Source organism: Herbidospora cretacea (assembly GCF_001570605.1).
Classification (GTDB): Bacteria; Actinomycetota; Actinomycetes; order Streptosporangiales; family Streptosporangiaceae; genus Herbidospora; species Herbidospora cretacea.
Genome location: NZ_BBXG01000015.1, coordinates 146129 through 166478, shown reverse-complemented (window position 1 = coordinate 166478; position 20350 = coordinate 146129). Strand labels below are relative to the sequence as shown.

The window sequence follows — 20350 nt, the reverse complement described above, 5'->3', positions numbered from 1 at the left end:
GGGGGAGTTTAGTCCCCTGTCTCCCCATACCAGCCTGCGAGTTTGCCCCTACGACTGACCGCACGCAGGCGCTTCTCGACGATCCGGCGCTGGGCCGCGGTGGTCACCACGAGGAGCTGGTCGTCCCGCTTCAGCCGGGTGCTGCCGTCGGGGACGAACGAGTGCCCGTCGCGGACGACCATGGTCACGGCCGCGTCGGAGGGCAGCCGCAGCTCGAAGATCTCGACGCCGTGGAGCTTGGACGCGGGCGGGATGCGCATCTGGAGCAGGTCGGCGTTCAGCTCCTCCAAGGGCGCGGCCTCCACGTCGAGGTCGCGCGCCTCGCCGCTGTCGGACAGTTTCAGCACCCGGGCCAGGAACGGCAGGGTGGGGCCCTGGACCAGGGTGAACACCACCACGATCACGAAGACCTCGTTGAACAGCTCCTTCGCGTGGGGCACCCCGGCCGCCCAGGGAATGGTGGCCAGCACGATGGGGACCGCGCCGCGCAGCCCGGCCCACGACAGGAACACCTGTTCCCGCCAGGTGACCCGGCCGATCCGGGTCACCCGGACCGCCCAGGAAGACAGGATCACCGACAGCGGGCGGGCCAGCAGGACCAGCGCCAGGCCCGCGACCAGGCCGGGGACGATCTGGCTCGGCAGCTCGTCGGGGCTGACCAGCATGCCGAGCATGACGAACAGGCCGATCTGGGCCAGCCAGGCCGTTCCTTCGGCGAAACCCCTGGTCGCGGCCCGGTGGGGGAGGCGGCTGTTGCCGATGATCAGGGTGGCGACGTACACGGACAGGAAGCCTGAGGCGTGGAGGCTGACCGCGCCGCTGTAGGCGATGAAGGCCACTGCGAGGACGGCGATCGGATAGAGGCCCGAGGCGGGCAGCGCGACCCGGCGCAGGGCGTAGGCGGCGATCGGACCGGCCGCGCAGCCGACGGCCGCGCCGGCGGCCAGCTCCCACAGCGAGGTGCCCAGAACGTTCCACGTGGTGGGCATGGGCTGGCTGACCTGGCTGAGCATCACGACGACGATCACCGTGGGGGCGTCGTTGAAGCCCGACTCGGCCTCCAGGATGCCCGCCAGGCGCGGCGGCAGCGGGAGCCGGCGCAGCACGCTGAACACGGCCGCGGCGTCGGTGGACGCGAGGACCGCGCCCAGCAGCATCGCCGTTCGCCAGTCGAGGGCGAGGAACCCGAAGACGGCCAGTGCCAGCGTCAGGATGCTGACCGCCACGCCGAACGTCGCCAGCACCAGCGCCGTCGGCACGGCCGTGCGCACGTGTTCCCAGTTGGTGGTGAGCCCGCCTTCGGCCAGAATGACCGCGAGAGCGATCAGGCCGAGCTGTTTGGCCAGCTCGGCGTCCTCGAAGTGGATGCCGAGGCCCGCCTCACCGAGGGCGACGCCCAGCGCGAGATAGAGCAGCAGCGAGGGCAGACCCGTGCGGTGTGCGACTCTGACGGAGATCACGGCCGCCAGGACGATCGCGGCGGAGAGAAGAAGCCATCCGTCGAGGTCCAGCCGCACTAGGTCTCCTTTCGGGATTTATGCCAATCCTTTCACACGATTCACATGTATTCCGGATGGCAACGCCGCATACTTGACGGCTCGGTCGTGAGGCTCTGCCGGGAGACCGGGGCGGAGTTCGCCTTCGTGCAGGAGGGCGACGGTCGGCACATTCGGCCCGACCCGGGCCAGGGCCCGGTCGTAGGAGCCACCGCCCCGCCCGAGGCGTACACCCGAATGCGGATCGACGGCGAGCGCCGGGACGATCACCAGAGCGGCGGTGCGGATCGTGTCCACGCCGCGCCGGGTGTCGACCGGCTCCATGATCCCGTGACGGCCGGGCGCGAGGGTGTCGGGGCCGTCGTAGACCGCCCAGTCGAGATCATTGTCCTCGCGCAGAACGGGGAGGATCACGGTCGCGCCGTGCTTCCACAGGGCGAAGACGAGACCTTCCGTGGAAGGTTCCGTTCCGGTCGACCAATAACACGCCACCAGGCCGGCCATCTGGACCCATGGCTGGTCAAGCAGGGTCTCCCTGATCCGGCGGGCGCTCTCACGGCGTTCACCGGCGTCCATGATGGAACGTTCACGCAGAATTTCGCGCCTCAGCTCGAACTTGTCCAAAGAGGCCTCCACTAGCCTTCACTCATGGGTGCTGACTTCGACTCCGTCACCAAAGCCGTCGTCCCCGCCGCCGGTCTCGGGACGCGCTTCCTCCCCGCGACCAAGGCCACTCCGAAGGAGATGCTGCCGATCGTCGACAAACCGGCGATCCAGTATGTCGTCGAGGAGGCCGTCTCGGCTGGGCTGCTCGACGTGCTGATGGTCACCGGGCGCAACAAACGATCCATCGAAGACCATTTCGACGTCGCCGCCGAGCTGGAGGGCGCGCTCCGGGCGAAGGGTGACGAGAAGCGCCTGTCGCAGATTCAGGAACCCGTCGACCTCGCGACCATGCACTACGTCCGCCAGGGCGAGCCCAAGGGCCTCGGCCACGCCGTGCTCTGCGCCAAGCAGCACGTCGGGAACGAGCCGTTCGCCTGCCTCCTCGGCGACGACATCATCGACCCGGACGACCCGCTGCTCAAGCGCATGATCGAGGTCCGCCAGCAGCGCGGCGGCAGCGTCATCGCGCTCATGGAGGTCCCCGAGGAGCAGGTCTCCCAGTACGGCTGCGCCGCCATCGAGGTCACCGACGAGGACGACGTCGTGCGGATCACCGATCTGGTGGAGAAGCCCCCGAAAGAGGAGGCTCCGTCCAACTGGGCCATCATCGGCCGTTACGTGATCGACCCGGCCGTTTTCGAGGTGCTGGAGAAGACCCCGCCCGGCCGCGGCGGCGAGATCCAGCTCACCGACGCGCTGCGCACCCTCGCCGGGAGCAGCCCCGAGGAGGGCGGGCCGGTCTACGGCGTTCTGTTCCGCGGCCGGCGTTTCGACACCGGCGACAAGCTCCAGTACCTGCAGACCGTGGTGGAGTTCGCGGCGCGGCGGCAGGACCTCGCCCCCGACTTCCTGCCGTGGCTGCGAGAATTCCTGGATGAGGCACAGCCCTAGCGATCTCAAACCGGTCGATCGGCACCTCGCCGACATCCTGGCGACCGTCCGCCCGCTGGCCCCGCTCGAGCTCGATCTCGAGCGGGCGCTGGGGGCGGTGCTCGCCGAAGACGTGACCGCGCCGGTCGACCTGCCGCCCTTCGCCAACTCGGCGATGGACGGCTACGCGGTCGTCGCCGCCGACCTCGCCGGCGCGCCGGTCACGCTGCCGGTGACCGAGGACGTCGCGGCGGGGGACTCCGTTCCCCGCGCCATCGGGCCCGGCCTGGCCGCGCGGATCATGACCGGCGCGCCCCTTCCGGCGGGCGCGGACGCGGTCGTCCCGGTCGAGTACACCGACGGCGGCACCGCTCAGGTGGTCATCCACAAGCAGGTCGAGCCCGGCGCGGCGATCCGCCGCGCGGGTGAGGATGTGCGGGTGGGAGATGTGGTCCTGCCGGCCGGCACGCGCATCGGCGCGGCCCAGATCGGCATGCTCGCCGGGGTGGGCCGCCGCCGGGTGACGGTCCGGCCGGTGCCCAGGGTCGCGGTCATCTCGACCGGCACCGAGCTCGCGGAGCCCGGAACCCCGCTCGGCTACGGCCAGATCTGGGAGTCCAACAGTTTCATGCTGGCCGCCGCGGTCCGTGAGGCCGGCGGCGAGGCGTTCCGCGCGGGCGCGGTGACCGACGACCCCCGCGTGTTCATGGAGACGCTCGACGCCCAGCTCGTCCGGGCCGACGCGGTGATCACCAGCGGCGGCGTCTCGATGGGCGCCTACGAGCCGGTCAAAGAGGGCCTGAGCCCGCTCGGCACCGTCCGCTTCGAGAAGGTCGCCATGCAGCCCGGCATGCCCCAGGGCTTCGGCGTGGTCGGCGACGACCAGATCCCGATCTTCACCCTGCCGGGCAACCCGGTGTCGTCCTACGTCTCCTTCGTCCTCTTCGTACGACCGGCGCTGCGCCAGATGCAGGGCCTGCCCGCTTCGCTGCCCGGCACGGTCCGGGCCGTCTGCTCGTCGCGGTTGCGCTCGCCGCAGGGCCGCCGTTCCTACCTGCGCGCCGTGCTGACCGGAGACACCGTCACCCCCGCGCGCGGCCAGGGCTCCCACCAGCTCGCCGCCCTGGCGGCGGCCGACGCGCTGATCGTGATCCCCGAAGACGTGACCGAGATTCCCGAAGGTACGACTGTGGAAGTGATCCGGCTGTGAACCTCACCCATCTCGACGAATCCGGGGCGGCCCGCATGGTCGACGTGTCGGAGAAGCCCGTCTCCGTCCGGACGTCCACCGCCTCCGGCCGCGTCCTCCTCTCCGAGGAGGCCGTGGCGATCCTGCGCTCGGGCGACACCCCGAAGGGCGACGCGCTCGGCGTGGCCCGCATCGCCGGGATCATGGGCGCCAAGAAGACGCCCGACCTGATCCCGCTCTGCCACCCGATCGCCCTCCACGGGGTGAAGGTCTCTCTGGAGATCCTCGACGAGGGAGTGCTGATCACCGCCCGGGTGAAGACGGCCGACAAGACGGGCGTCGAGATGGAGGCCCTGACGGCCGTCACCGTGGCCGCGCTGGGCCTGATCGACATGATCAAGGCGGTCGACCCCGCCGCGGTCATCACCGACGTGCGCGTCGAGGAGAAGACGGGCGGCAAGACCGGCGACTGGCGGCGCCCGTGATCCGCGCCCTGGTCATCACCGCCTCCAACCGGGCCGCCGAGGGCGTCTACGAAGACCGTTCCGGCCGGATCCTCTACGGCCTGCTGGAGGAGTCCGGCTGCACGGTCGACGGCCCGGTGGTGGTCCACGACGGTGAACCGGTGTATGAAGCGTTGGTGAAGGGCCTCGAGTCGGCGTACCACGTCATCGTCACCACCGGCGGCACCGGTCTGACCCCCACCGACCTGACCCCCGAGATGACCGCCCGCGTCCTCGACCGGGAGATCCCCGGCATCGCCGAGGCGATCAGGCAGGTGAACAGGGAGAAGGTGCCGACCTCGGTGCTCTCGCGCGGCCTGTCCGGGCAGGCGGGCCGGACGCTGGTCGTCAACCTGCCCGGGTCGACGGGCGGAGTGCGCGACGGCATGGCCGTCCTCGGCCCGATCCTGGCGCACGTGGTCGACCAGATCCGAGGCGGTGACCATCGCGTCTGATGGCGTGATCCGGTGAACAAGAGGGATGATTGAAGAGTGGATCGACTTCGCGGCTGGCCCGCGACCTTGGTGGAGGGCCCCGTGGGGCTCCGGCCGCTGCGGCTCCGCGACGTCCGCGTCTGGCGGGAGACCCGCCTGCGCAACGCCGACTGGCTGCGCCCCTGGGAGCCCAGCAACCCCGAGACGCCCCTGTTCCGCACCGGCCTCAGCCCCTACGTCTCCATGGTCGGCACCCTCCGCCGGGAGGCCCGCCAGGGTCTCGCGCTGCCATGGGTCGTGACGTACAACGGCGTCTTCGCCGGCCAGCTCACCGTCGGCGCGATCGTCTGGGGCTCGGCCCGCTCCGCCCAGGTCGGCTACTGGGTCGACGGCGCCCTGGCCGGCCGGGGCATCACCCCCACGGCTCTGGCCATGGCCGTCGACCACTGCTTCTTCACCACCGGCCTCCACCGCCTGGAGGCCAACATCCGCCCCGAGAACCATGCCAGCCGCCGGGTCGTCGAGAAACTCGGCTTCCGCGAGGAGGGCGTACGCAGAAAGCAACTCCACATCGACGGAGCGTGGCGAGACCACATCTGCTACGCGTTGACCGTGGAAGACGTGCCGCGAGGCCTGCTCGTCCAGTGGCGCAGGGCCCGCGACGCGTCGAAAGCGCGTCACGGAGAGTCCCCGTAGGCACCAACAGGTTCGACGATCTCGCGACACACCGCACCGAATGCTCGTCAATCAGTGACACGCCGTCTTACGGTGCGTGACGTGAGCATGCAGGCGGGTCGAGATCAGGAGGAGAGCAGCCGATGAGCAGCGTCCTCCTCTATCTGGCCATCGTCGCGATGTGGCTCGGCGTGCTCGTGCCGATGTGGCTACGCCGCGACCGCTATGTCCTAATGGACGAAGACAAGGACAACACCGAGGGCGACACCCTGATCGAATCCCTCGATCAGGCCGTGGCCCCCCCGGCGACCACGGAGGAGGAGGCTTCGGTGTCCGAACCCGCCGCTGCCTCCGACCCCCAGTTCGCCACCAACCGAAGGCGCGCCCGCATCCGCGTCCGCCGCCGCCGAACGCTGCTGTGGTGCGTGGCCATGGTCGTCGTCTCCGCCCTGGCTGCCTCTCTTGGGGTGGTGCCGTGGTGGGGCGTGGCCCCGGCGGCGCTCCTCCTGGGCCTCTACGTGCTGCTGCTGCGAGTGGCCTCCAAGCTGGAGGACGAGCAGCAGGACCTCGCGGCCCGGGTCCGGGCCGACCGGGTCCGGCGAGCCCGCGCGGAGGCCCGGCGAGCCGCTCAGGCGGCACGCGAGGCCGAGATCATCGAACTGGAGAAGAAGCGGGCGTACGTCTTCGACCAGTACGCGGATCACCGGCGAGCGGTGGGGGACTAGCGCGTGGATGGCGCGAAGGGGTGCTGGAGTTTGGTAGCCTAGATCTCGTTCACGGGGCTATAGCGCAGTCCGGTAGCGCACTTCGTTCGCATCGAAGGGGTCTGGGGTTCAAATCCCCATAGCTCCACTCGTGACCAGGGACCTTATGGTCGCCGCCCCTCTGGGGCGGCTTCCCCTAGGGTCCCTTCGTCGTTTACACGGGGGGACGACCCCCCGAACCCCCCGATACGAGAGGGCTGTCGCCCCCTCGCGCTCCCCCGGCGCTACTGCGCCTGACGTCGCTTCGCTCCGGGTCGCTGCGCTCCTGGCGAAGGGCTCCGCCCCTCGCGCTCCCTGGTAAGGCCTCGTTTCGCTCAGATGATGGATTCCAAATTGCGCCACGGAACGGCTGACATGCCGTTTGGAGCTTCTTAGTGACTAACTGAGTGATTACGCCTGAAAGATTGCTCACTTTCAAGGCTGGGCCGCTCGGTGATGCGGACGCGAGATCTGCCGTGCAAGTGTCGGTGGGACCCCCACGTGGGCCAGGCCCTGCGCGAGGTCGAAAACGGACACGCGAAAGGCGAGATCGTCATTATCGCGTGAGCCTATAGTGCGACGTATGCCGTTATGGGAAAAACGTCTGCTGGTCGCCCTGGCGATCTACGCCGCCGCGATCGGTTGTTACCTCTGGTCGCCGTACGGGGTGTTGATCGTGCTGGTGCCACTCGTGCTCGGCATGATCCTCGGCGCCGCCGCGCGACTGCCGAACTGGTGGCCCGTCGGCTGGGCGGCGCTCCCCGCCGGCGCCTTCCTGCTGTACGGCCTGTTGAGCTGGCTGGCCATCCTCGGCATCGGGTTCCTCCCGGCGCCCATCATGATCGCCGTTCCGGCGGCTGGCTACGCGCTCGTGTCGTGGCTCGCCTCACCCGGGTTCGCCTGGCCGAAAGTCGGCGCGGGCGTGCTCGCCATCGCCACGATCGTGCCGGTCTTCCTGAACGCCTAACCGAAGATCAGCGTGTCACCGGCGAGTGAGCCGCCACCAGCGGGGGCGCGGTTCACGGAGGCGGGTGGCCTTCCTCTGGTGCCTGGCCGACGCCTTGCGCAGGCGCTGGTCACCTGTCGACTCGTACATCTCCTGCTGAGCCTCTACCGCAAGGTCCAGCAGGGCGATGCGGTACGACGGGCGCAGGCCCCGGATCGCGCGGTGCAGGCCCTTGACATCCCCTGCCAGGAGGCAGCGGAGGTAGTTACCGGTGACCGAGTCGGGCGGCAATGCCCTGGCGGCGTCGCGGAGGCCGGAGACGTCGTTGGCGATGAAGGCCGGGATCATGGCCAGGAGCGGATCGTGGTCCGCTGGGGTGGCGATTCACCGCTCCCTGCCTTCGGCCATGGCCTGGAGGTTGTCCGCCAATTCGATCGCATGGGGGTCGCCGAGCTCTTCTGCGCGGGTGCGGACGGCGGCTAGGTCGGCGGGGTCCTTGGTCTGGGTGTAGGTGAGGATCAGTGCGGAGATCGCTGGGTCCACACGGGCAATTCTTGATCAGCGGGCGCCGCTTTGGGTCGCAGTGCCGTCACGATCACCAGGGCCGCTGTGCAGCTTCAGCGCGTTGGGAGGTCGAGAGCTAACCGAGAGGGTCGATCGACCGGCCGGGGTCGATTGAATCGACACCCAGGTGGTCGATCAGACTGCATGTCGATCGCTCGACTCAGCTAAGAGCCTTGCTGTCCAGCCGGAAAGTACAGCAACCGCGGTGGACTTCACCGGACACCCACGTACGCCCATGGACCGTCGACAGCCCGTTGAACAGGGGTCTAGGGACGTCAAGGAGGGTGCGACATTCACGGGTTTCACGCCGCCGCGCTGCGGGCGTCGGCGGCACGGGCGGCCAGGCGCGGCGGGCATGCGGCCTTTTCGGGCCGACCCGTCCGCGTCACCTTCCCGCGCCCGATTCAGGGACAGCGGCCTTGATGGCGTAGCCGGGTGTGCACCCGCTCCGGGCAGAGCGACGGCGTGTGCCGGCCACGACGAGCCAAGGGTCTTTTCGCCACTCCGTGACCGTCCACGGCGGCGATCTCGCCATTCGGGTCGAGATCGGCCACCGCTACCTGGCGGCAGTGCTCGAACGCATGAGTATCTAGCCATCTGACCTTGACATGATTAGTTTTATCTGGTCATCGGCCATTGTCGTGAATATACGAAGAATGTACTTGCCGCTTTTAAGCTCCAAGGGAGTTGGCTGCCCCGAGCGAATGCCGAGGCCGTGGAAAGGCGACGACCCGATGAGAAGAAGCACGCAACGAATGGTCGCGGCGGCGACAACGGTCATGGCGGTCATGGCGTTGATGGCTCCGCCCGCATCCGCCGCCGCGACGAAGCGCTGGAAGGGCTACTGGGGCTACTGCCTGACGGTGACGAGCAACAGCGCCAACGCCCAGGTCAAAACGGGAAGCTGCACCTCGGGGTGGAACATCTGGAAAAACGGTACGAATCACAACGATGCCACCATCACAAACATCACCACCAACCTCTGCCTGACGATTGCCGGTGGCAGCGTGACGTCCGGAGCGCAGGGCGTCCAGTATGCCTGTGATGGGCACCTCTCACGTCGGTGGAAACTCGTCAACGTGAGCAGCAAGAAATGGAGATTTCAGAACCTGAACTCCGGCTACTGCCTCATCTCCGGGCCTGCGTCCGGCGGTCTCACCCAGCAGGCGCCCTGCACCAGCCCCGCCGCTGTGTGGGAGGAGATCTCCGCCTGACGCGTAGAATGGTCGGCCCGGCTGGATTCCGGACCGGCCATTCGCTTATGGCGTTACGGCATGGTTACCCCGCCGAGGATTGCTACCGTGCCGATGCCCGGCGTCACGACGAGCTTGCGGATGAAGGGCTCCGCCCCACGCGCTCCCTGGTAAGGCCTCGCTTCGCTGGGGCTACTCTCGCTTCGCTCGGATGATGGATTTCCAACTGCGCCGCAGCGCGGCTGACATGCCGGTTGCAGCCTCCAGGTGACCAGCCGAGTGATTACCCCCACAAGATCGCTCGCTTTCAAGGCCGGGGACGGTGTCTGCGTCCAACGCACTTTCAAGGCCTGTGTGAAAGAACGAGTCGACGATCTTGCCCGAGCGGAGTGTGCTGCTTCAAGCCGGGCAGCCCAGCACAGCTCCGTGACGTGTCAGTGGACCTCGCGCGTTCGTCCGCCCGGGCCGAAGCGGAGCCGTATCAGGGCGGGCAGGCGTTCCAGGCCCAGCGCGGTCCGCAGGTCCGGAAGTGCCTCGTCGTGCAAGCGGGTGATCAGGGCATCCGGGTGGGCCGGATCTTGTGAGGTCACCCGCAGGTCTAGGGCGGGCGCGTCCGGCTTTCCGCGGAGCGAGGCTCGTGCGCGTCGCACGCCCCTGTAGGCGCTCACCTGGCCGGCCAGGGTTTCGCCGGCCTGCCTGCCGGTGATCTCGGTGACCCCGGACGGACCGGACTCCAGGCGCATGCGATTCAGCCGGTCGACCCGGAACTGGGCTAGCAGCCAGCTCAGGCCGATGACGCCCAGTACGACGCCTCCGACGGCGACGGCCGGCCAGAACCAGGAGCTGGCACCGGCGAAGGTGGAGACGGGATTGGGCAGCAGGGGCGTCCGGGCCGCGGTCGCGCCGAAGAGGCCCAAGCCGCGGGCCAAGGCGGTGGCGCCCGCCGGGAGAAGGATCAGGCCTAGCACTACCAGGCCGGTTCGGTTGCCGCGCGCGATGCCCCGGCCGAAGGCCCTGCTTCGGTTCATGGTGCACCTCTCACCTTGGTCTTGACCGTGTAGCGGCCGACTGGCGCGAGTCTGGCCAGTTCGTCCTCCACGGCCGTTTGCACACGCTCGCGCAGTGCGGCCGTGTCGCGCAGGTCGGTGCCCGCGTGTACGGTCACCTGCCGCCCGCGTATCTGCGCCCGCGCCTGGCGCACACCGTCCACCTGAGCTGCGACCGCGCCGAGCACCCGGGCCAGCATGCGCCGCGGGGTGCCGATGATCATGCTGGGGTCGCCGCTGCGCAGCGCCACGAGCCGGGGGCGGCCGGGGACCGTGCCGATCAGGATGAGCAGGATCCCCACGATCGCGATGGCTCCGGCGCCTGCCATGACCGCGTTGTCCTGCCAGGTCGTGACACGGGCCCAGTCTGCGACCCGGTCGTACGGCACGATCCGTCCTGGGTGGCCGAACAGTGCCGAGATCGCTTCCATCGCGATCACCAGTCCGGCGGCGAACAGGACGAGCGCGGCGATCGCCGCGGGGATCTTCCGTCTGGAGCGCAGGAAGCGCACCGCGTCCTTCCCGCGTACGGACGCGCGGGTCTGGGGTTCGGGGGAATCAGCCCCCGCGTGGAGAGTCGTCATGGCCGCTCCTCGGTTCTGGCACGAGCCGGACGATGTCGACGTCGACGTTCTCGACGGTGATGCCGGTCAGGTCGCGTATCCGGCTCATGAGCCGCTCGCGCGCCTCCGCCGCGACCTGACGCACCGGCGCCGGGTAGCGGACGGCGAGGCCCAGCCGCACGGCGGCGACGGCCCCGCTGATGGACGCCGCCACTCGTGGCTTCTCCGCCAGCCGGTCGTCGTCGGCGGCCACCTCCGTGGCGATTTTCACGAACGTGCGCTCCGAGACCGCAGTGGCGCCGGGCCCGGCCGTGGCGGTCACTGCCGCCTTGCCTTGAGCTTGGGCATTTCGACGCCGCCTTCGAGGACGAGCCCGACGAAGAAGCCGACGACCCCGAGAACGAGCACGATGAGGAAGGCGTTGAGGCCGCCGAAGGCGCCCACGATTCCGAGGATCGTGCCGAACAAGAGCCCGACGATGGACCAAACTGGGAACTGGTTCATGATGAACCTACCTTCCTGGCTTCTTCGGTTTCGGTGACGTCGTCGACCATCACGTCCACACGTCTGTCGCCGATCAGCGGGCCCACGGCTTCGCGGACCTCGGCCACGATCTCGGGGATCGGCCTGCCGTACCGGACGGCCACATGAATCTCGACCACTTCGTCGCGCAGGCGCACCCCCGTCACGGATCCGCCGGGAAGATACGTGGCGACCGTCCCGAACGGACCGGCGAGGAGCGCGGCGACGCCGGGACACGAGGCCACCGTCTCGGCGATCCGCCTCGCGTCCGGGCCCGTGCTCGTGGTCATTGGACCCGCGCACCTTCCCTGGTGCCCGAGGACTCGTCCTGGCTGGGCAGGTAGACGTCGTCCACCGCGACGTTCACCTCGGTCACCTCGAGCCCGCACATCTCCCCGACGGCGGTGATCACGTTGTCCCGGACCGCTGCCGCGAGACCCGGGATGGCCACGCCGTAGTCGACGACCAGATCGATGTCCACCGCGGCCTGGCGCTCGCCCACCTCGACGGCGATGCCGCGGGTGACGCCCTCCTCGGCGCCGAGTCTGCCCTTGAACGCGCCGAACACGCGGGCCGGGCCGGTGCCGAAGTCGTGCACCCCGGAGATCTCCCGGGCGGCCACGCCCGCGATCTTCGCGACGACGTCCCCCGCGATGGTGGTCCGGCCGTGGTCAGGGACGCGCTCTCGTGGGACTGGCATGCCCTTGGCCGATGGCGCACTGGTCTCCGTCATATGAATCCCCCACTTTCGACCTTTTCTGACGGCCTTATCGGTTTTTGGCAGCCTGCCTCCTTTAGTACCCCTTCATCCCTTAGTACCCCTTTTGGGGAGGGAGAGCATGAAGGTCAGGGCCAGGTTGCGTCACGGGCCTGCCTCGACTTGCCCAAGTGGGACCATCGCCGACCTCGCGCGCAGCTCGTCGCGTCCGTTGGCGTGCTGGAGAGAGGTGCGGTGAGTCGGTTCCTGTACGGGGTGAGCTCGACTCCGGTTTCGAGGTTGCACCCGGGCATGGCGAGGGTCGGACCATGGATGAGCCGGTGGGAGGGCGTCTTGGTCTCCAGCGGCCCGACCTTGATGAGGCGCTGATCGAGGTGACGGGTCGTCCACGGGAGACTCCGGAGTGGCCGAGATCGTCAGGCTTGGCGGTGTGGCGGTCGGGCCTCTGGCCGTCCGGGACAGCTTTGAGCCTTGCCAAGGCGGCAGGACCAGTCCCAGTACACCGTGGTTCGTGAGGAGATCGATGCGTTGCCCGGCCGTGACGTTCCCCATGTGCGGTAGATCGCGCGGCTCGCAGGACGAGTGCATGTGGGTGCTGTGCAATTCCGCACAAGCAGCCTTGACCTGGTACATCTCAACGTGGCTCCCGGCCCGCAGCCGGGAGCCGATGGTTCAGCGCTGTTCGAACAACCTCAGGAATTCCAGGAGTTCGTCGTTGCCGAAGGAGTTCCTGCCTTTTCTGGACGTCGTCTCCCGATAGGTGGCTTCGGCGAACTGGTATGCCTGGTCGAGCGGCACGCCCTGGGCGCGTTGGAGAGCCACCAGCGCTGTGATGAAGGCGGAGCTCTCCCCGCCGTAATGACGTTCATTGGCCATTGCAGGATGCTATTGCCCCTTTCAAGCATCGATTACGGGGGATCCGTCACGCTCCCCGGTAAGGTCTCGCTTCGCTGTGCCTCGGAAAGTCGCCGAGTGGCTAAGCCCAGTCGCGTCCTGCGGTCCAGCCGGCCAGGGTGCCGTTCATGGCGCTCTCGGCGAACGAGACCTGCTCCGCCATGGCGCGCTTACAGTCGCTCGCGTCCGGATCGTCCGGCGAGAAGGTCTCCCACAGCCCGTTGGGGGTCAGGAACCGGCCGGCGTGGTCGGTTGCCAGCTTCTCGTCGTAGCGATTCTCCACTTGCGGTAGATAGCGATCGAGGTAGGAGGACAGGATCGCCGCGTCCTCGTCCTCGCCGAAGCGGGCCAGCGCCAGGCAGTATCCGGCCCCCGCGTAGACCAGTTCGCTGTCGAGGAGCATCGTCGACAGCCGCTCACGGAACTGCACGCGGCGATCAAGCCCGATGAGCCATGCGGCGGTCAGTCGTGCGCGCCACTCACCGTCGAGCAGGACGCTGAGGTCGTGATCGGAGATGCGGCGGGCGTCCTTGGCGAGCGCGCGCCCGAAACGGATCACCTTCCGGTCGGAAAGGCCGAGGAAGTTCCCCATGAGGTTCATGTAACGCGGGAATTCGACGCGTCTTGCGACCACATAGCGGCGCGCCAATTTCATCATCTCGTGGTCGGGCGAGAGGGGCACGCGCACACGGCCATCTTGCCTTACTTCGAGAAGGTGTCGTGAAGGCGTGTTGCAAGGGGAGTGGCTTCTACTGCGGACAGCGTCGTCCTCTCCAAAGGAGATTCCGGTGAACCGCATTGTCCGCTCTCTCGGCCTCAGTGCCGCCGCGGGAGCCCTTTCCCTGGGCCTGTTCGCACCCGCCGCCGAGGCGTCCGCCCTGGCCGACCGGACCGCGACCGGCAATATCGCGTTCGACATGATGGATTACGAGAATTTCGGCAAGAACGAGCGCTGCCGCTACAACATCCCGCTCAGCAAGACGGGGACTGTCGGCGGGCCGGCCAAGAGTTTCAAGGCCTGGGCCAAATGCGGGGGAGAAATCCGTACCGAGATCTATTACCGGCTCCGGTGGACCGCCCCCGGCATTCTGACCGTCGACAACATCGTCGTCTGGTTCTTCGAGGGTGACAGCGCGGACACCCCCTGGCTGAAGGGCAAGGGGAGCATCGGCACGTTCCTGCTCTGGCCGGGACAGTCCGCCACCAGGCAGATCCGCGTGCAGAACGACGCCGACGGGCAACCTGACGACCGCACCATCCTGACGTTCACCATGCGCAACTGACAGCGCCGCCGAGATCGCGCCTGCGGCGGGGCGATCGGGACCTACATCACCTGCTCGAACACGGAGGCGTTGCGCCTGGCCCAGTCGGCGAAGGCGGTGGGGGCGCGGCCGAGGATCTTCTCGACGTCGGGGCTGACCGACCGTTCGCGGGCGGTGGGGGTCCCGAGGATGTCGAGAGTGGTGTCGGCCACGGGTGCGGGCATGAACGTGAGCAACTGGGCGCGGGCCTCCTCCCGGGTCTGGTCGATGAAGGTGATGGGCTCGCCGATGGCGTCCGCGATGGCGGCGGCGCGCTGGCGCGGAGTGGTCGGCGTGGGGCCGGTCAGCTCGTAGACCGCTTCGGCGTGGCCCGGCTGGGTGAGGGTGGCGGCGGCGACGGCGGCGATGTCGTCCGGGTCGATGATCGGCAGGCCGACCTCGCCGAAGGGCGCGGCGACCGTGCGGGCGGCCCTGACGGACGATGCCCAGGCGTAGGCGTTGGAGGCGAAGCCGCCGGGGCGCAGGATGGTCCACTCCGTGCCCGAGTCCATGACGGCCTGTTCGAAGGCGGCGAAGGCGCGCCCATGGGAGGGGGACTGCGGGCGCGTGGCCACTCCCTGCGAGCTGAGGAGGACGATCCTGCCGTAGTTCGCGAACGGAGCGACGACGCGGACGGGGTCACCGGCCATCATCAGATCCCCGCCGATCAGCAGGAACACCGCCGCGCCCTCGGAGGGCACGTCGGCGGACGGCTGCGCGAGGTCGGCGGCGACGGCGCGGACGCCGGGGGGCGTGTCGGCCGGGGTGACGCGGCGCGCTACGGCGGTCACCTCGTGGCCCTGCTCGGTGAGGGTGCGGACCAGCGTGCGGCCCACGTTGCCGGTGGCGCCTGTGACGACGATCAAGACGGGTTCCTTCGTTCTGAGTTAGTTGACTGACTTAAAACCAACGTAGCACAGAGATCGCCGTATAGTCAGTCAGGTGACTGACTCGGGTGGCGGGAAGAGGCAGCGGCTGATGAGGGCCGCGGCCGAGGTCGTGCACCGGCAGGGCGCCGAGCGCACGACCATCGCCGACATCGCGCGGGCGGCCGAGGTCCCCGTGGGCAACGTCTACTACTACTTCAAGACCAAGGACGAGCTCGTCGCGGGCGCGCTGTCCGAACATGCGCGGCAGCTCGACGAGCTCACCGGGCGGCTCGACAAGTTCCCCGATCCTCGCGAGCGCCTCAAAGGGCTGATCGCCGCATGGGTCAGCCGGCGCGACGTCGCCGCCCGCTACGGCTGCCCGACCGGCACACTCGCCGTCGAGCTGGACAAACGCGAAGAGGGCGGCTTGGACGTCGAGGCGGGCAGGGTCATCCGGCTCCTGCTCATGTGGGTGGAGCGCCAGTTCCGCGAACTGGGCCTGCCGGGCCCCGACGGTCTGGCGCTCACGTTGGTGGGCGGATACCAGGGCATGTCCCTGCTGGCCAACGCCCTGCGGGACCCGGGGGTCATGGAACGCGAGGGCGCCCGCCTGCTCGCCTGGCTCGACTCCCTCGAATGCGCCTGAGTCTCCGCCGCTGCTCAGAACGGGCGTTCACGCCGGTCGAGCCCGGGTCTCATCCGGCGGCGGCGCTCGCCCTGCTCGCCAGTCCGTCGAGGAGCAGCGAGATGAGCCGCGACGCGAGGTCGCGCTGGTGTTCGTGACCGCTGATCAGGGTGATCCCGCCCAGCGCCATGAGCACGTCGGACGCCGAACCGTCCGCCCGCAGCCGCCCGGCGGCGATCCCCGCCGCGAGCAGGGTCTCCACCGCCTCCCCGAGGGCCTGGCGGCTGTGCAGGCGCAGGCCGTCGCGGGTCGCGAGGATGGCCGGTAGCGCGTCGGACATGCCCTGCTTGGTGAGCATGTAGTCGACGAAGTCCTCCATCCACGCCCGGAAGGCCTCGACGGGCGGATGCCGCTCCAGCAGCCGGGGCGCCGACTCGCACAGCCGCGTGGTCTCGTTGCGGTAGGTCGCCTCGACGAGGTCCTCGCGGGTCGGGAAGCGGCGGTAGAGCGTGCCGATGCCGACGCCGGCCTCGGCGGCGATGGCCTTGAGCGAGGTGTCGGCGCCCTCCCGGGCGAACACGCGCGCGGCGACGTCGAGCAGGCGCTCCTGATTGGCCTGCGCGTCGGCGCGGAGTGAACGAGGCATGGTCCCCCCTTGCATAAGCGGAGTCGCCTCCGCTTATTGTGGACGGTCATAAGCGGATTCGGCTCCGCTTTTAAGCCTAGAGGAGAAGATCCCATGCCACAGCGTTTCACCACCCCGTTCGGCCCCCGATCCACCGCCGACGACGTGATCGCGGGCGTCGACCTCAGCGGACGTCGCGCGATCGTCACCGGCGGCGCGGGCGGCCTCGGCCGCGAGACCGCGCGGGCGCTGGCCTCGGCGGGCGCGGAGGTGACCATCGCCGTACGCAACCCGGTCACCGCGCCCGGCCTGCGGGTGGCGCTGCTGGACCTGGCCGACCTGGACTCCGTCACCGCCTTCACACGTAGCTGGACGGGCCCACTGCACATCCTCGTCAACAACGCCGGCGTCATGGCCACCCCCGAACAGCGCACCCCGGAGGGCCGCGAGCTCCAGTTCGCCACCAACCACCTCGGCCACTTCGCGCTCACCGTCGGCCTCCACGACGCGCTCCGCGAGGCCGGGGACGCGCGGGTGGTCGTGGTCAGCTCGGTCGGCCACGTCAACGGCCCGGTCCGCTTCGACGACCTCGACTTCACCCGGGACCCCTACGACCCGTGGCTCGCCTACGCCCAGTCGAAGACCGCCAACATCCTGTTCGCCGTCGAGGCCGCCAAACGCTGGGCCCCCGACGGCATCGCCGTCAACGCCCTCAACCCCGGCCGCATCTGGGAGACCGACCTCGGCCGCCACGTCGTCACACCCCCGCCCAGCTTCGACCCCTCGGGCACCACCGGCGTCACGGAGAAGAACATCGCCCAGGGGGCCGCGACCTCCGTCCTCCTCGCCGCGTCACCCCTGGTGGCAGGCGTCACCGGCCGGTATTTCGAGGACTGCCAGGAGGCCGAGCCGTTCACCCCGGGCGTGCGCCGGGGCGTCGCCGACCACGCCCTCGACCCCGACGACGCCCGCCGCCTCTGGGACCTTTCAACCGACCTGAGCAGGTGACGACCGGGCTGGTCCAGAACTGGTCACGGCCGCATCCGGAAGACCGGGCCCCGTGGGCGGAAGGGGAGGGAGGCTCCTTCCGGGAGCAGGTAGGCGTGTTCGCGCCGCACCCGGATCACGTCGCACCAGCCGTCGGTGATGATCAAGATCGGTCCGTCGTGCGGGAAGTCGTCGGCGCGTTCGAGCAGGTTGACGCCCGGTTGCAGTTCCGTCCCGCCCCGGCCGCGCACCCGCACCTGGCCGGCGATCGTCTCCACCGGGAGGTAGCCCGCGTCGTAGGCGGCGGCGTCGCAGAAGACGACCCGGGCCTGGGGCACGTCCCTGGCCAGGGCGTACGACGCGATCGCGCCCAGGGCCTTGCCGAGCAGGCGGACGTCCATCGAGCCCGACGTGTCGAGGACCACGCCGAACGTCGCCTGGCGGACGATCTCCTCGGGCAGGATCCAGCCGGGGCGCGGGATGCCGGGGGTGGACGACTGGCGGCGGGACGCGCGGGCGTAGGTGCGCTTGCGTTCGGGGCTGCGGACGTGTTCGTCGAACCAGCGGGCCAGTTGGGCGTCCCAGGGGAGCGGGGGGTGGTCGAGGGCGCGGATCTCCTGTTCCAGGCCGCTCGGGAGGTGGCCTCGGCCGGAGGACAGGTGGTATTCCAGGCCCTGGGACAGGGCGCTGCGGTAGTAGGCGTCGAGGTCGGCGTAGCGGCCGGGGGTGGCGGACTCGTTCAGGAGGTCGCCGAGGCCCTTGCCCCGGAGGGTGGCCAGGCGGCGCATGCGGCGCAGGTCGGTGGTGATGCGGTCGTACACCTCCTCGCTGGACAGTCCGCGCAGGTCGGGGTCGTAGAGGAGGCCTTCGGGCATCTCGCCCACGTTCATCTCGACGAGCCAGCCGTTGACGACGTAGTCGCAGGCCACGTTCCACAGGTACGGGTCGCGCCCGCCTGTCCGGTCGCCGTGGCGCAGGGCGGCGTGGAGCATCTCGTGCGCGAGGACGAACCGCCACTCTTCGGTCGTGAGCTCGCGCAGCGGGTTGACGTAGAGCTCGCCGGCCTCGGCGTTGACGGCGGCGATGGCGATGTCCCATCCCCGGGCCACGTCGGCGTCGGCGACGATCTTCATCCCGGCCGCGAGCGCGCCCAGCAGCGGATACGACGACACGAACCAGCCGAGCGCCAGCTCCCACGGCGGCTTGCGGCGCAGCGGGTCGCCGCCGGAGGCCACGGTGACGGCCGACGTCGCGGCCGAGGAGACGCCGATGGCGAGCTCGTGGGGGAACTTGCGCCAGTCGGCCTGCTTGTCGGTGCCGACGGTGAAGTCGGGGTGCTCGCCGGGGGCGAACTCGGGCGGGACGCCGGTCAGCCAGCGGCTCGCCAGCGTCGCCTCGTCCTCGACCGGGAGGTCGGGCAGCGGGCGGGGCGGGCGGCCGACGCCGACGGAGGTGAGGAACCGGTCGACGACCACGCAGCAGGCCGCCTGGTAGTGGAGCCGGGGCCGCCGCCGCTTCTCGCGCCCGCTCGGGCGGTCGAGGTCGCCCGGCTCGGCGTTGCGCGGGTCGAGGTGGCCGAAACCGGCGTGCAGCAGCAGGTGGGCGAACACCCAGGCCCACTGGTCGGATTCGGCGCGGACGCGCGGATTGAAGCGGACCGGCCCCTCCGGGAGGATGTCGGCCCACAGGCCGTCGGGCAGGTCCTCCTCAAGGTCCAGGCCCACCCGCATGGTGCGGAACAGCGGCTGCGCCGAGACCTCGTGCCAGCCGCGATGGACCGCCACGCGCCACGGGTCGGGTTTGCGCTGCCTGCTCATCAGGCCCGCGCCGCCGCGAGCCGGGGCAGGTCGCGGCCCACCTCGATGAGGAACCACGACGGCAGGACCGGCACGCCGTTGTCGTCGGTCGCGATGACCAGCTGGGCGCATTCGAGGCTGATCTCGGCCAGCTCGATCAGCAGCGCCTTGGACCGGAACGCCAGCTTCTGCAGCGCCGGGGAGGCGTGCTTCCTGGACGCCGGCAGGTCCTTGGCCAGCCGCGCCCGGAACGCCTCCGACAGGAAGAACAGCAGGTCGCGGTCCTGCGGGTCGCGCGGCCAGGCCACCTCGCCCTTGATGACGGCGTCGAGGTCGAAGGCGTGCCGGACCGTCTTCACGTAGGCCCGGAACGCCGACGCGTGCACCGGCGACAGGGTCCCGTGGGCGAGCACGGCCAGCGTGTCGCCGTCGACGTTCTCGCCGTAGGCGTGCAGCGCGTCCGACAGCATGTGCCAGCCGCGCGGCGTGGAGAACGGCTCCTCCGTCTTCGGCGGGGCGCTCCACAGGTGATCGGGCCGCTGGACGAGATGGTCGACCACCCACCGGTGCACGCCGTTGCCGGAGGCCCAGACGAGCCAGTCGTCGGCCGAGGCCCGCAGGTGAACGTGGATCATCCGGTTGACCAGCGCCGACGGCATCGGCCGGGCGAGCGCGTTGTCGGTCGCCCGGTTGCCCGCCCCGATGACGACCGACCCCTCGGGCAGCTCGTAGGTCCCGATCCGCCGGTCGAGGATCAGCGAGTAGAAGGCCTTCTGCACCTCCGGCGACGACGCGTTGAGCTCGTCCAGGAAAAGACAGTAGGGCTCGTCGCGCGCGATCGACTCGGGCGGCGCGAACCGGCTCCGGTCGCCGACGATCTGCGGCACGCCGATGAGGTCCTCGGGCGCGAGCTGGGTGCCCAGCAGCGTCACACACTCAAGCCCGAGCGACTCGGCGAACGCCCTGACCAGGGAACTCTTCCCGATGCCGGGCGCGCCCCAGAGGAAGACGGGACGCACCAGCGCGACGTTGAGCAGCACCTCGGGAAGAGCGGCCGGCGTGACGGTGACGGTGGCCTGCATACGGACCAGCTTCCCGAATCCCCCGATCTCCGGCCATCGGTTT

The 20350-nt window shown here is 69.5% G+C and carries 27 protein-coding genes and 1 tRNA gene; 12 read left to right on the top strand and 16 right to left on the bottom strand.

The features are described 5' to 3' along the window. Positions 1-8: 8 nt before the first annotated feature. Together AW270_RS26525 and AW270_RS26520 are read right to left on the bottom strand one after the other, a co-directional pair. Positions 9-1517 (bottom strand): potassium/proton antiporter, encoded by a 1509-nt coding sequence (locus AW270_RS26525; protein WP_369409006.1) that lies wholly within the window; start codon positions 1515-1517, stop codon positions 9-11. 18 nt (positions 1518-1535) lie between these two features. Then, positions 1536-2132 (bottom strand): 5-formyltetrahydrofolate cyclo-ligase, encoded by a 597-nt coding sequence (locus AW270_RS26520; protein WP_275477777.1) that lies wholly within the window; start codon positions 2130-2132, stop codon positions 1536-1538. A gap of 12 nt (positions 2133-2144) precedes the next feature. Between AW270_RS26520 and galU the strand changes: the two genes are divergently transcribed. The 8 genes from galU (at position 2145) to AW270_RS26480 (ending at position 7543) form a co-directional block, all read left to right on the top strand. Continuing rightward, entirely contained in the window at positions 2145-3053 is a 909-nt protein-coding gene (gene galU / locus AW270_RS26515) for a UTP--glucose-1-phosphate uridylyltransferase GalU (RefSeq protein WP_061298712.1), read from the top strand. Next, entirely contained in the window at positions 3037-4242 is a 1206-nt protein-coding gene (glp, locus tag AW270_RS26510; RefSeq protein ID WP_061298710.1) for a molybdotransferase-like divisome protein Glp, read from the top strand. The genes galU and glp overlap by 17 nt, the downstream gene beginning before the upstream one ends. Then, positions 4239-4706, top strand: a complete 468-nt coding sequence (gene moaC / locus AW270_RS26505) for a cyclic pyranopterin monophosphate synthase MoaC (RefSeq protein WP_061298708.1) — start codon at positions 4239-4241, stop codon at positions 4704-4706. Before glp ends, moaC begins: the two co-directional genes overlap by 4 nt. Then, a complete protein-coding gene (locus AW270_RS26500) occupies positions 4703-5179 on the top strand; it encodes a MogA/MoaB family molybdenum cofactor biosynthesis protein (RefSeq protein WP_245674864.1) in 477 nt (158 codons plus the stop codon). The genes moaC and AW270_RS26500 overlap by 4 nt, the downstream gene beginning before the upstream one ends. 36 nt (positions 5180-5215) lie before the next feature. Beyond that, positions 5216-5854: a GNAT family N-acetyltransferase gene (locus tag AW270_RS26495; RefSeq protein WP_061298703.1), complete on the top strand. Its 639-nt coding sequence runs from the start codon at positions 5216-5218 to the stop codon at positions 5852-5854. A gap of 122 nt (positions 5855-5976) precedes the next feature. Further along, positions 5977-6558: a divisome protein SepX/GlpR gene (gene sepX, locus AW270_RS26490; RefSeq protein WP_061298701.1), complete on the top strand. Its 582-nt coding sequence runs from the start codon at positions 5977-5979 to the stop codon at positions 6556-6558. A 53-nt stretch (positions 6559-6611) separates the two neighbouring features. Next, positions 6612-6685 (top strand) — tRNA-Ala (locus AW270_RS26485). Between the two features lie 474 nt (positions 6686-7159). Further along, the gene (locus tag AW270_RS26480) at positions 7160-7543 is read left to right on the top strand and encodes a hypothetical protein (RefSeq protein ID WP_061298699.1); all 384 of its coding nucleotides are present in this window, start codon (positions 7160-7162) and stop codon (positions 7541-7543) included. A gap of 15 nt (positions 7544-7558) precedes the next feature. On the opposite strand, the gene AW270_RS26475 is transcribed toward AW270_RS26480, so the two are convergent. Next, positions 7559-7870 (bottom strand): hypothetical protein, encoded by a 312-nt coding sequence (locus tag AW270_RS26475; RefSeq protein WP_061298697.1) that lies wholly within the window; start codon positions 7868-7870, stop codon positions 7559-7561. A gap of 36 nt (positions 7871-7906) precedes the next feature. Next, on the bottom strand, positions 7907-8065 hold the full coding sequence (locus tag AW270_RS39075) for a hypothetical protein (RefSeq protein WP_157522669.1): 159 nt from the start codon (positions 8063-8065) through the stop codon (positions 7907-7909). 755 nt (positions 8066-8820) lie between these two features. Here AW270_RS39075 and AW270_RS26470 point away from each other — a divergent pair. Further along, positions 8821-9300, top strand: a complete 480-nt coding sequence (locus tag AW270_RS26470) for an RICIN domain-containing protein (RefSeq protein ID WP_169807382.1) — start codon at positions 8821-8823, stop codon at positions 9298-9300. A gap of 413 nt (positions 9301-9713) precedes the next feature. On the opposite strand, the gene AW270_RS26465 is transcribed toward AW270_RS26470, so the two are convergent. From AW270_RS26465 to AW270_RS26430, 8 genes are all read right to left on the bottom strand, one after another. Next, the gene (locus AW270_RS26465) at positions 9714-10307 is read right to left on the bottom strand and encodes a hypothetical protein (protein WP_061298693.1); all 594 of its coding nucleotides are present in this window, start codon (positions 10305-10307) and stop codon (positions 9714-9716) included. Next, entirely contained in the window at positions 10304-10909 is a 606-nt protein-coding gene (locus AW270_RS26460; protein ID WP_157522666.1) for a DUF6286 domain-containing protein, read from the bottom strand. Before AW270_RS26460 ends, AW270_RS26465 begins: the two co-directional genes overlap by 4 nt. Further along, a complete protein-coding gene (locus AW270_RS26455) occupies positions 10884-11159 on the bottom strand; it encodes an Asp23/Gls24 family envelope stress response protein (protein ID WP_157522663.1) in 276 nt (91 codons plus the stop codon). Before AW270_RS26455 ends, AW270_RS26460 begins: the two co-directional genes overlap by 26 nt. Positions 11160-11206: 47 nt before the next feature. Next, positions 11207-11356 (bottom strand): hypothetical protein, encoded by a 150-nt coding sequence (locus AW270_RS26450; RefSeq protein WP_439649076.1) that lies wholly within the window; start codon positions 11354-11356, stop codon positions 11207-11209. A 32-nt stretch (positions 11357-11388) separates the two neighbouring features. Further along, positions 11389-11700, bottom strand: a complete 312-nt coding sequence (locus tag AW270_RS26445; RefSeq protein ID WP_061298684.1) for an Asp23/Gls24 family envelope stress response protein — start codon at positions 11698-11700, stop codon at positions 11389-11391. Next, positions 11697-12110, bottom strand: coding sequence for an Asp23/Gls24 family envelope stress response protein (locus tag AW270_RS26440; protein WP_245674863.1), 414 nt, complete (start codon positions 12108-12110; stop codon positions 11697-11699). The genes AW270_RS26445 and AW270_RS26440 overlap by 4 nt, the downstream gene beginning before the upstream one ends. A gap of 690 nt (positions 12111-12800) precedes the next feature. Beyond that, entirely contained in the window at positions 12801-13004 is a 204-nt protein-coding gene (locus AW270_RS26435) for a hypothetical protein (protein WP_061298680.1), read from the bottom strand. A 100-nt stretch (positions 13005-13104) separates the two neighbouring features. Beyond that, positions 13105-13710 carry a DUF6000 family protein gene (locus AW270_RS26430; protein ID WP_157522660.1) on the bottom strand — a complete coding sequence of 202 codons (606 nt, stop codon included), beginning with the start codon at positions 13708-13710 and terminating at the stop codon, positions 13105-13107. A 100-nt stretch (positions 13711-13810) separates the two neighbouring features. Between AW270_RS26430 and AW270_RS26425 the strand changes: the two genes are divergently transcribed. Further along, positions 13811-14305 (top strand): hypothetical protein, encoded by a 495-nt coding sequence (locus tag AW270_RS26425; RefSeq protein ID WP_061298676.1) that lies wholly within the window; start codon positions 13811-13813, stop codon positions 14303-14305. A gap of 41 nt (positions 14306-14346) precedes the next feature. On the opposite strand, the gene AW270_RS26420 is transcribed toward AW270_RS26425, so the two are convergent. Continuing rightward, positions 14347-15189, bottom strand: coding sequence for an NAD(P)H-binding protein (locus AW270_RS26420; RefSeq protein ID WP_061298674.1), 843 nt, complete (start codon positions 15187-15189; stop codon positions 14347-14349). A 76-nt stretch (positions 15190-15265) separates the two neighbouring features. Between AW270_RS26420 and AW270_RS26415 the strand changes: the two genes are divergently transcribed. Continuing rightward, positions 15266-15838 (top strand): TetR/AcrR family transcriptional regulator, encoded by a 573-nt coding sequence (locus AW270_RS26415; protein ID WP_245674862.1) that lies wholly within the window; start codon positions 15266-15268, stop codon positions 15836-15838. A 49-nt stretch (positions 15839-15887) separates the two neighbouring features. On the opposite strand, the gene AW270_RS26410 is transcribed toward AW270_RS26415, so the two are convergent. Next, on the bottom strand, positions 15888-16463 hold the full coding sequence (locus tag AW270_RS26410) for a TetR/AcrR family transcriptional regulator (RefSeq protein WP_061298670.1): 576 nt from the start codon (positions 16461-16463) through the stop codon (positions 15888-15890). 93 nt (positions 16464-16556) lie between these two features. On the opposite strand from AW270_RS26410, the gene AW270_RS26405 reads away from it, so the two are divergent. Then, positions 16557-17450 carry an SDR family NAD(P)-dependent oxidoreductase gene (locus AW270_RS26405; protein ID WP_061298667.1) on the top strand — a complete coding sequence of 298 codons (894 nt, stop codon included), beginning with the start codon at positions 16557-16559 and terminating at the stop codon, positions 17448-17450. Between the two features lie 23 nt (positions 17451-17473). On the opposite strand, the gene AW270_RS26400 is transcribed toward AW270_RS26405, so the two are convergent. Both AW270_RS26400 and AW270_RS26395 read right to left on the bottom strand, forming a co-directional pair. Beyond that, positions 17474-19246: a vWA domain-containing protein gene (locus tag AW270_RS26400; protein WP_061298665.1), complete on the bottom strand. Its 1773-nt coding sequence runs from the start codon at positions 19244-19246 to the stop codon at positions 17474-17476. After that, positions 19246-20307, bottom strand: coding sequence for an AAA family ATPase (locus tag AW270_RS26395; RefSeq protein WP_061298663.1), 1062 nt, complete (start codon positions 20305-20307; stop codon positions 19246-19248). Before AW270_RS26395 ends, AW270_RS26400 begins: the two co-directional genes overlap by 1 nt. Positions 20308-20350 lie beyond the last annotated feature (43 nt).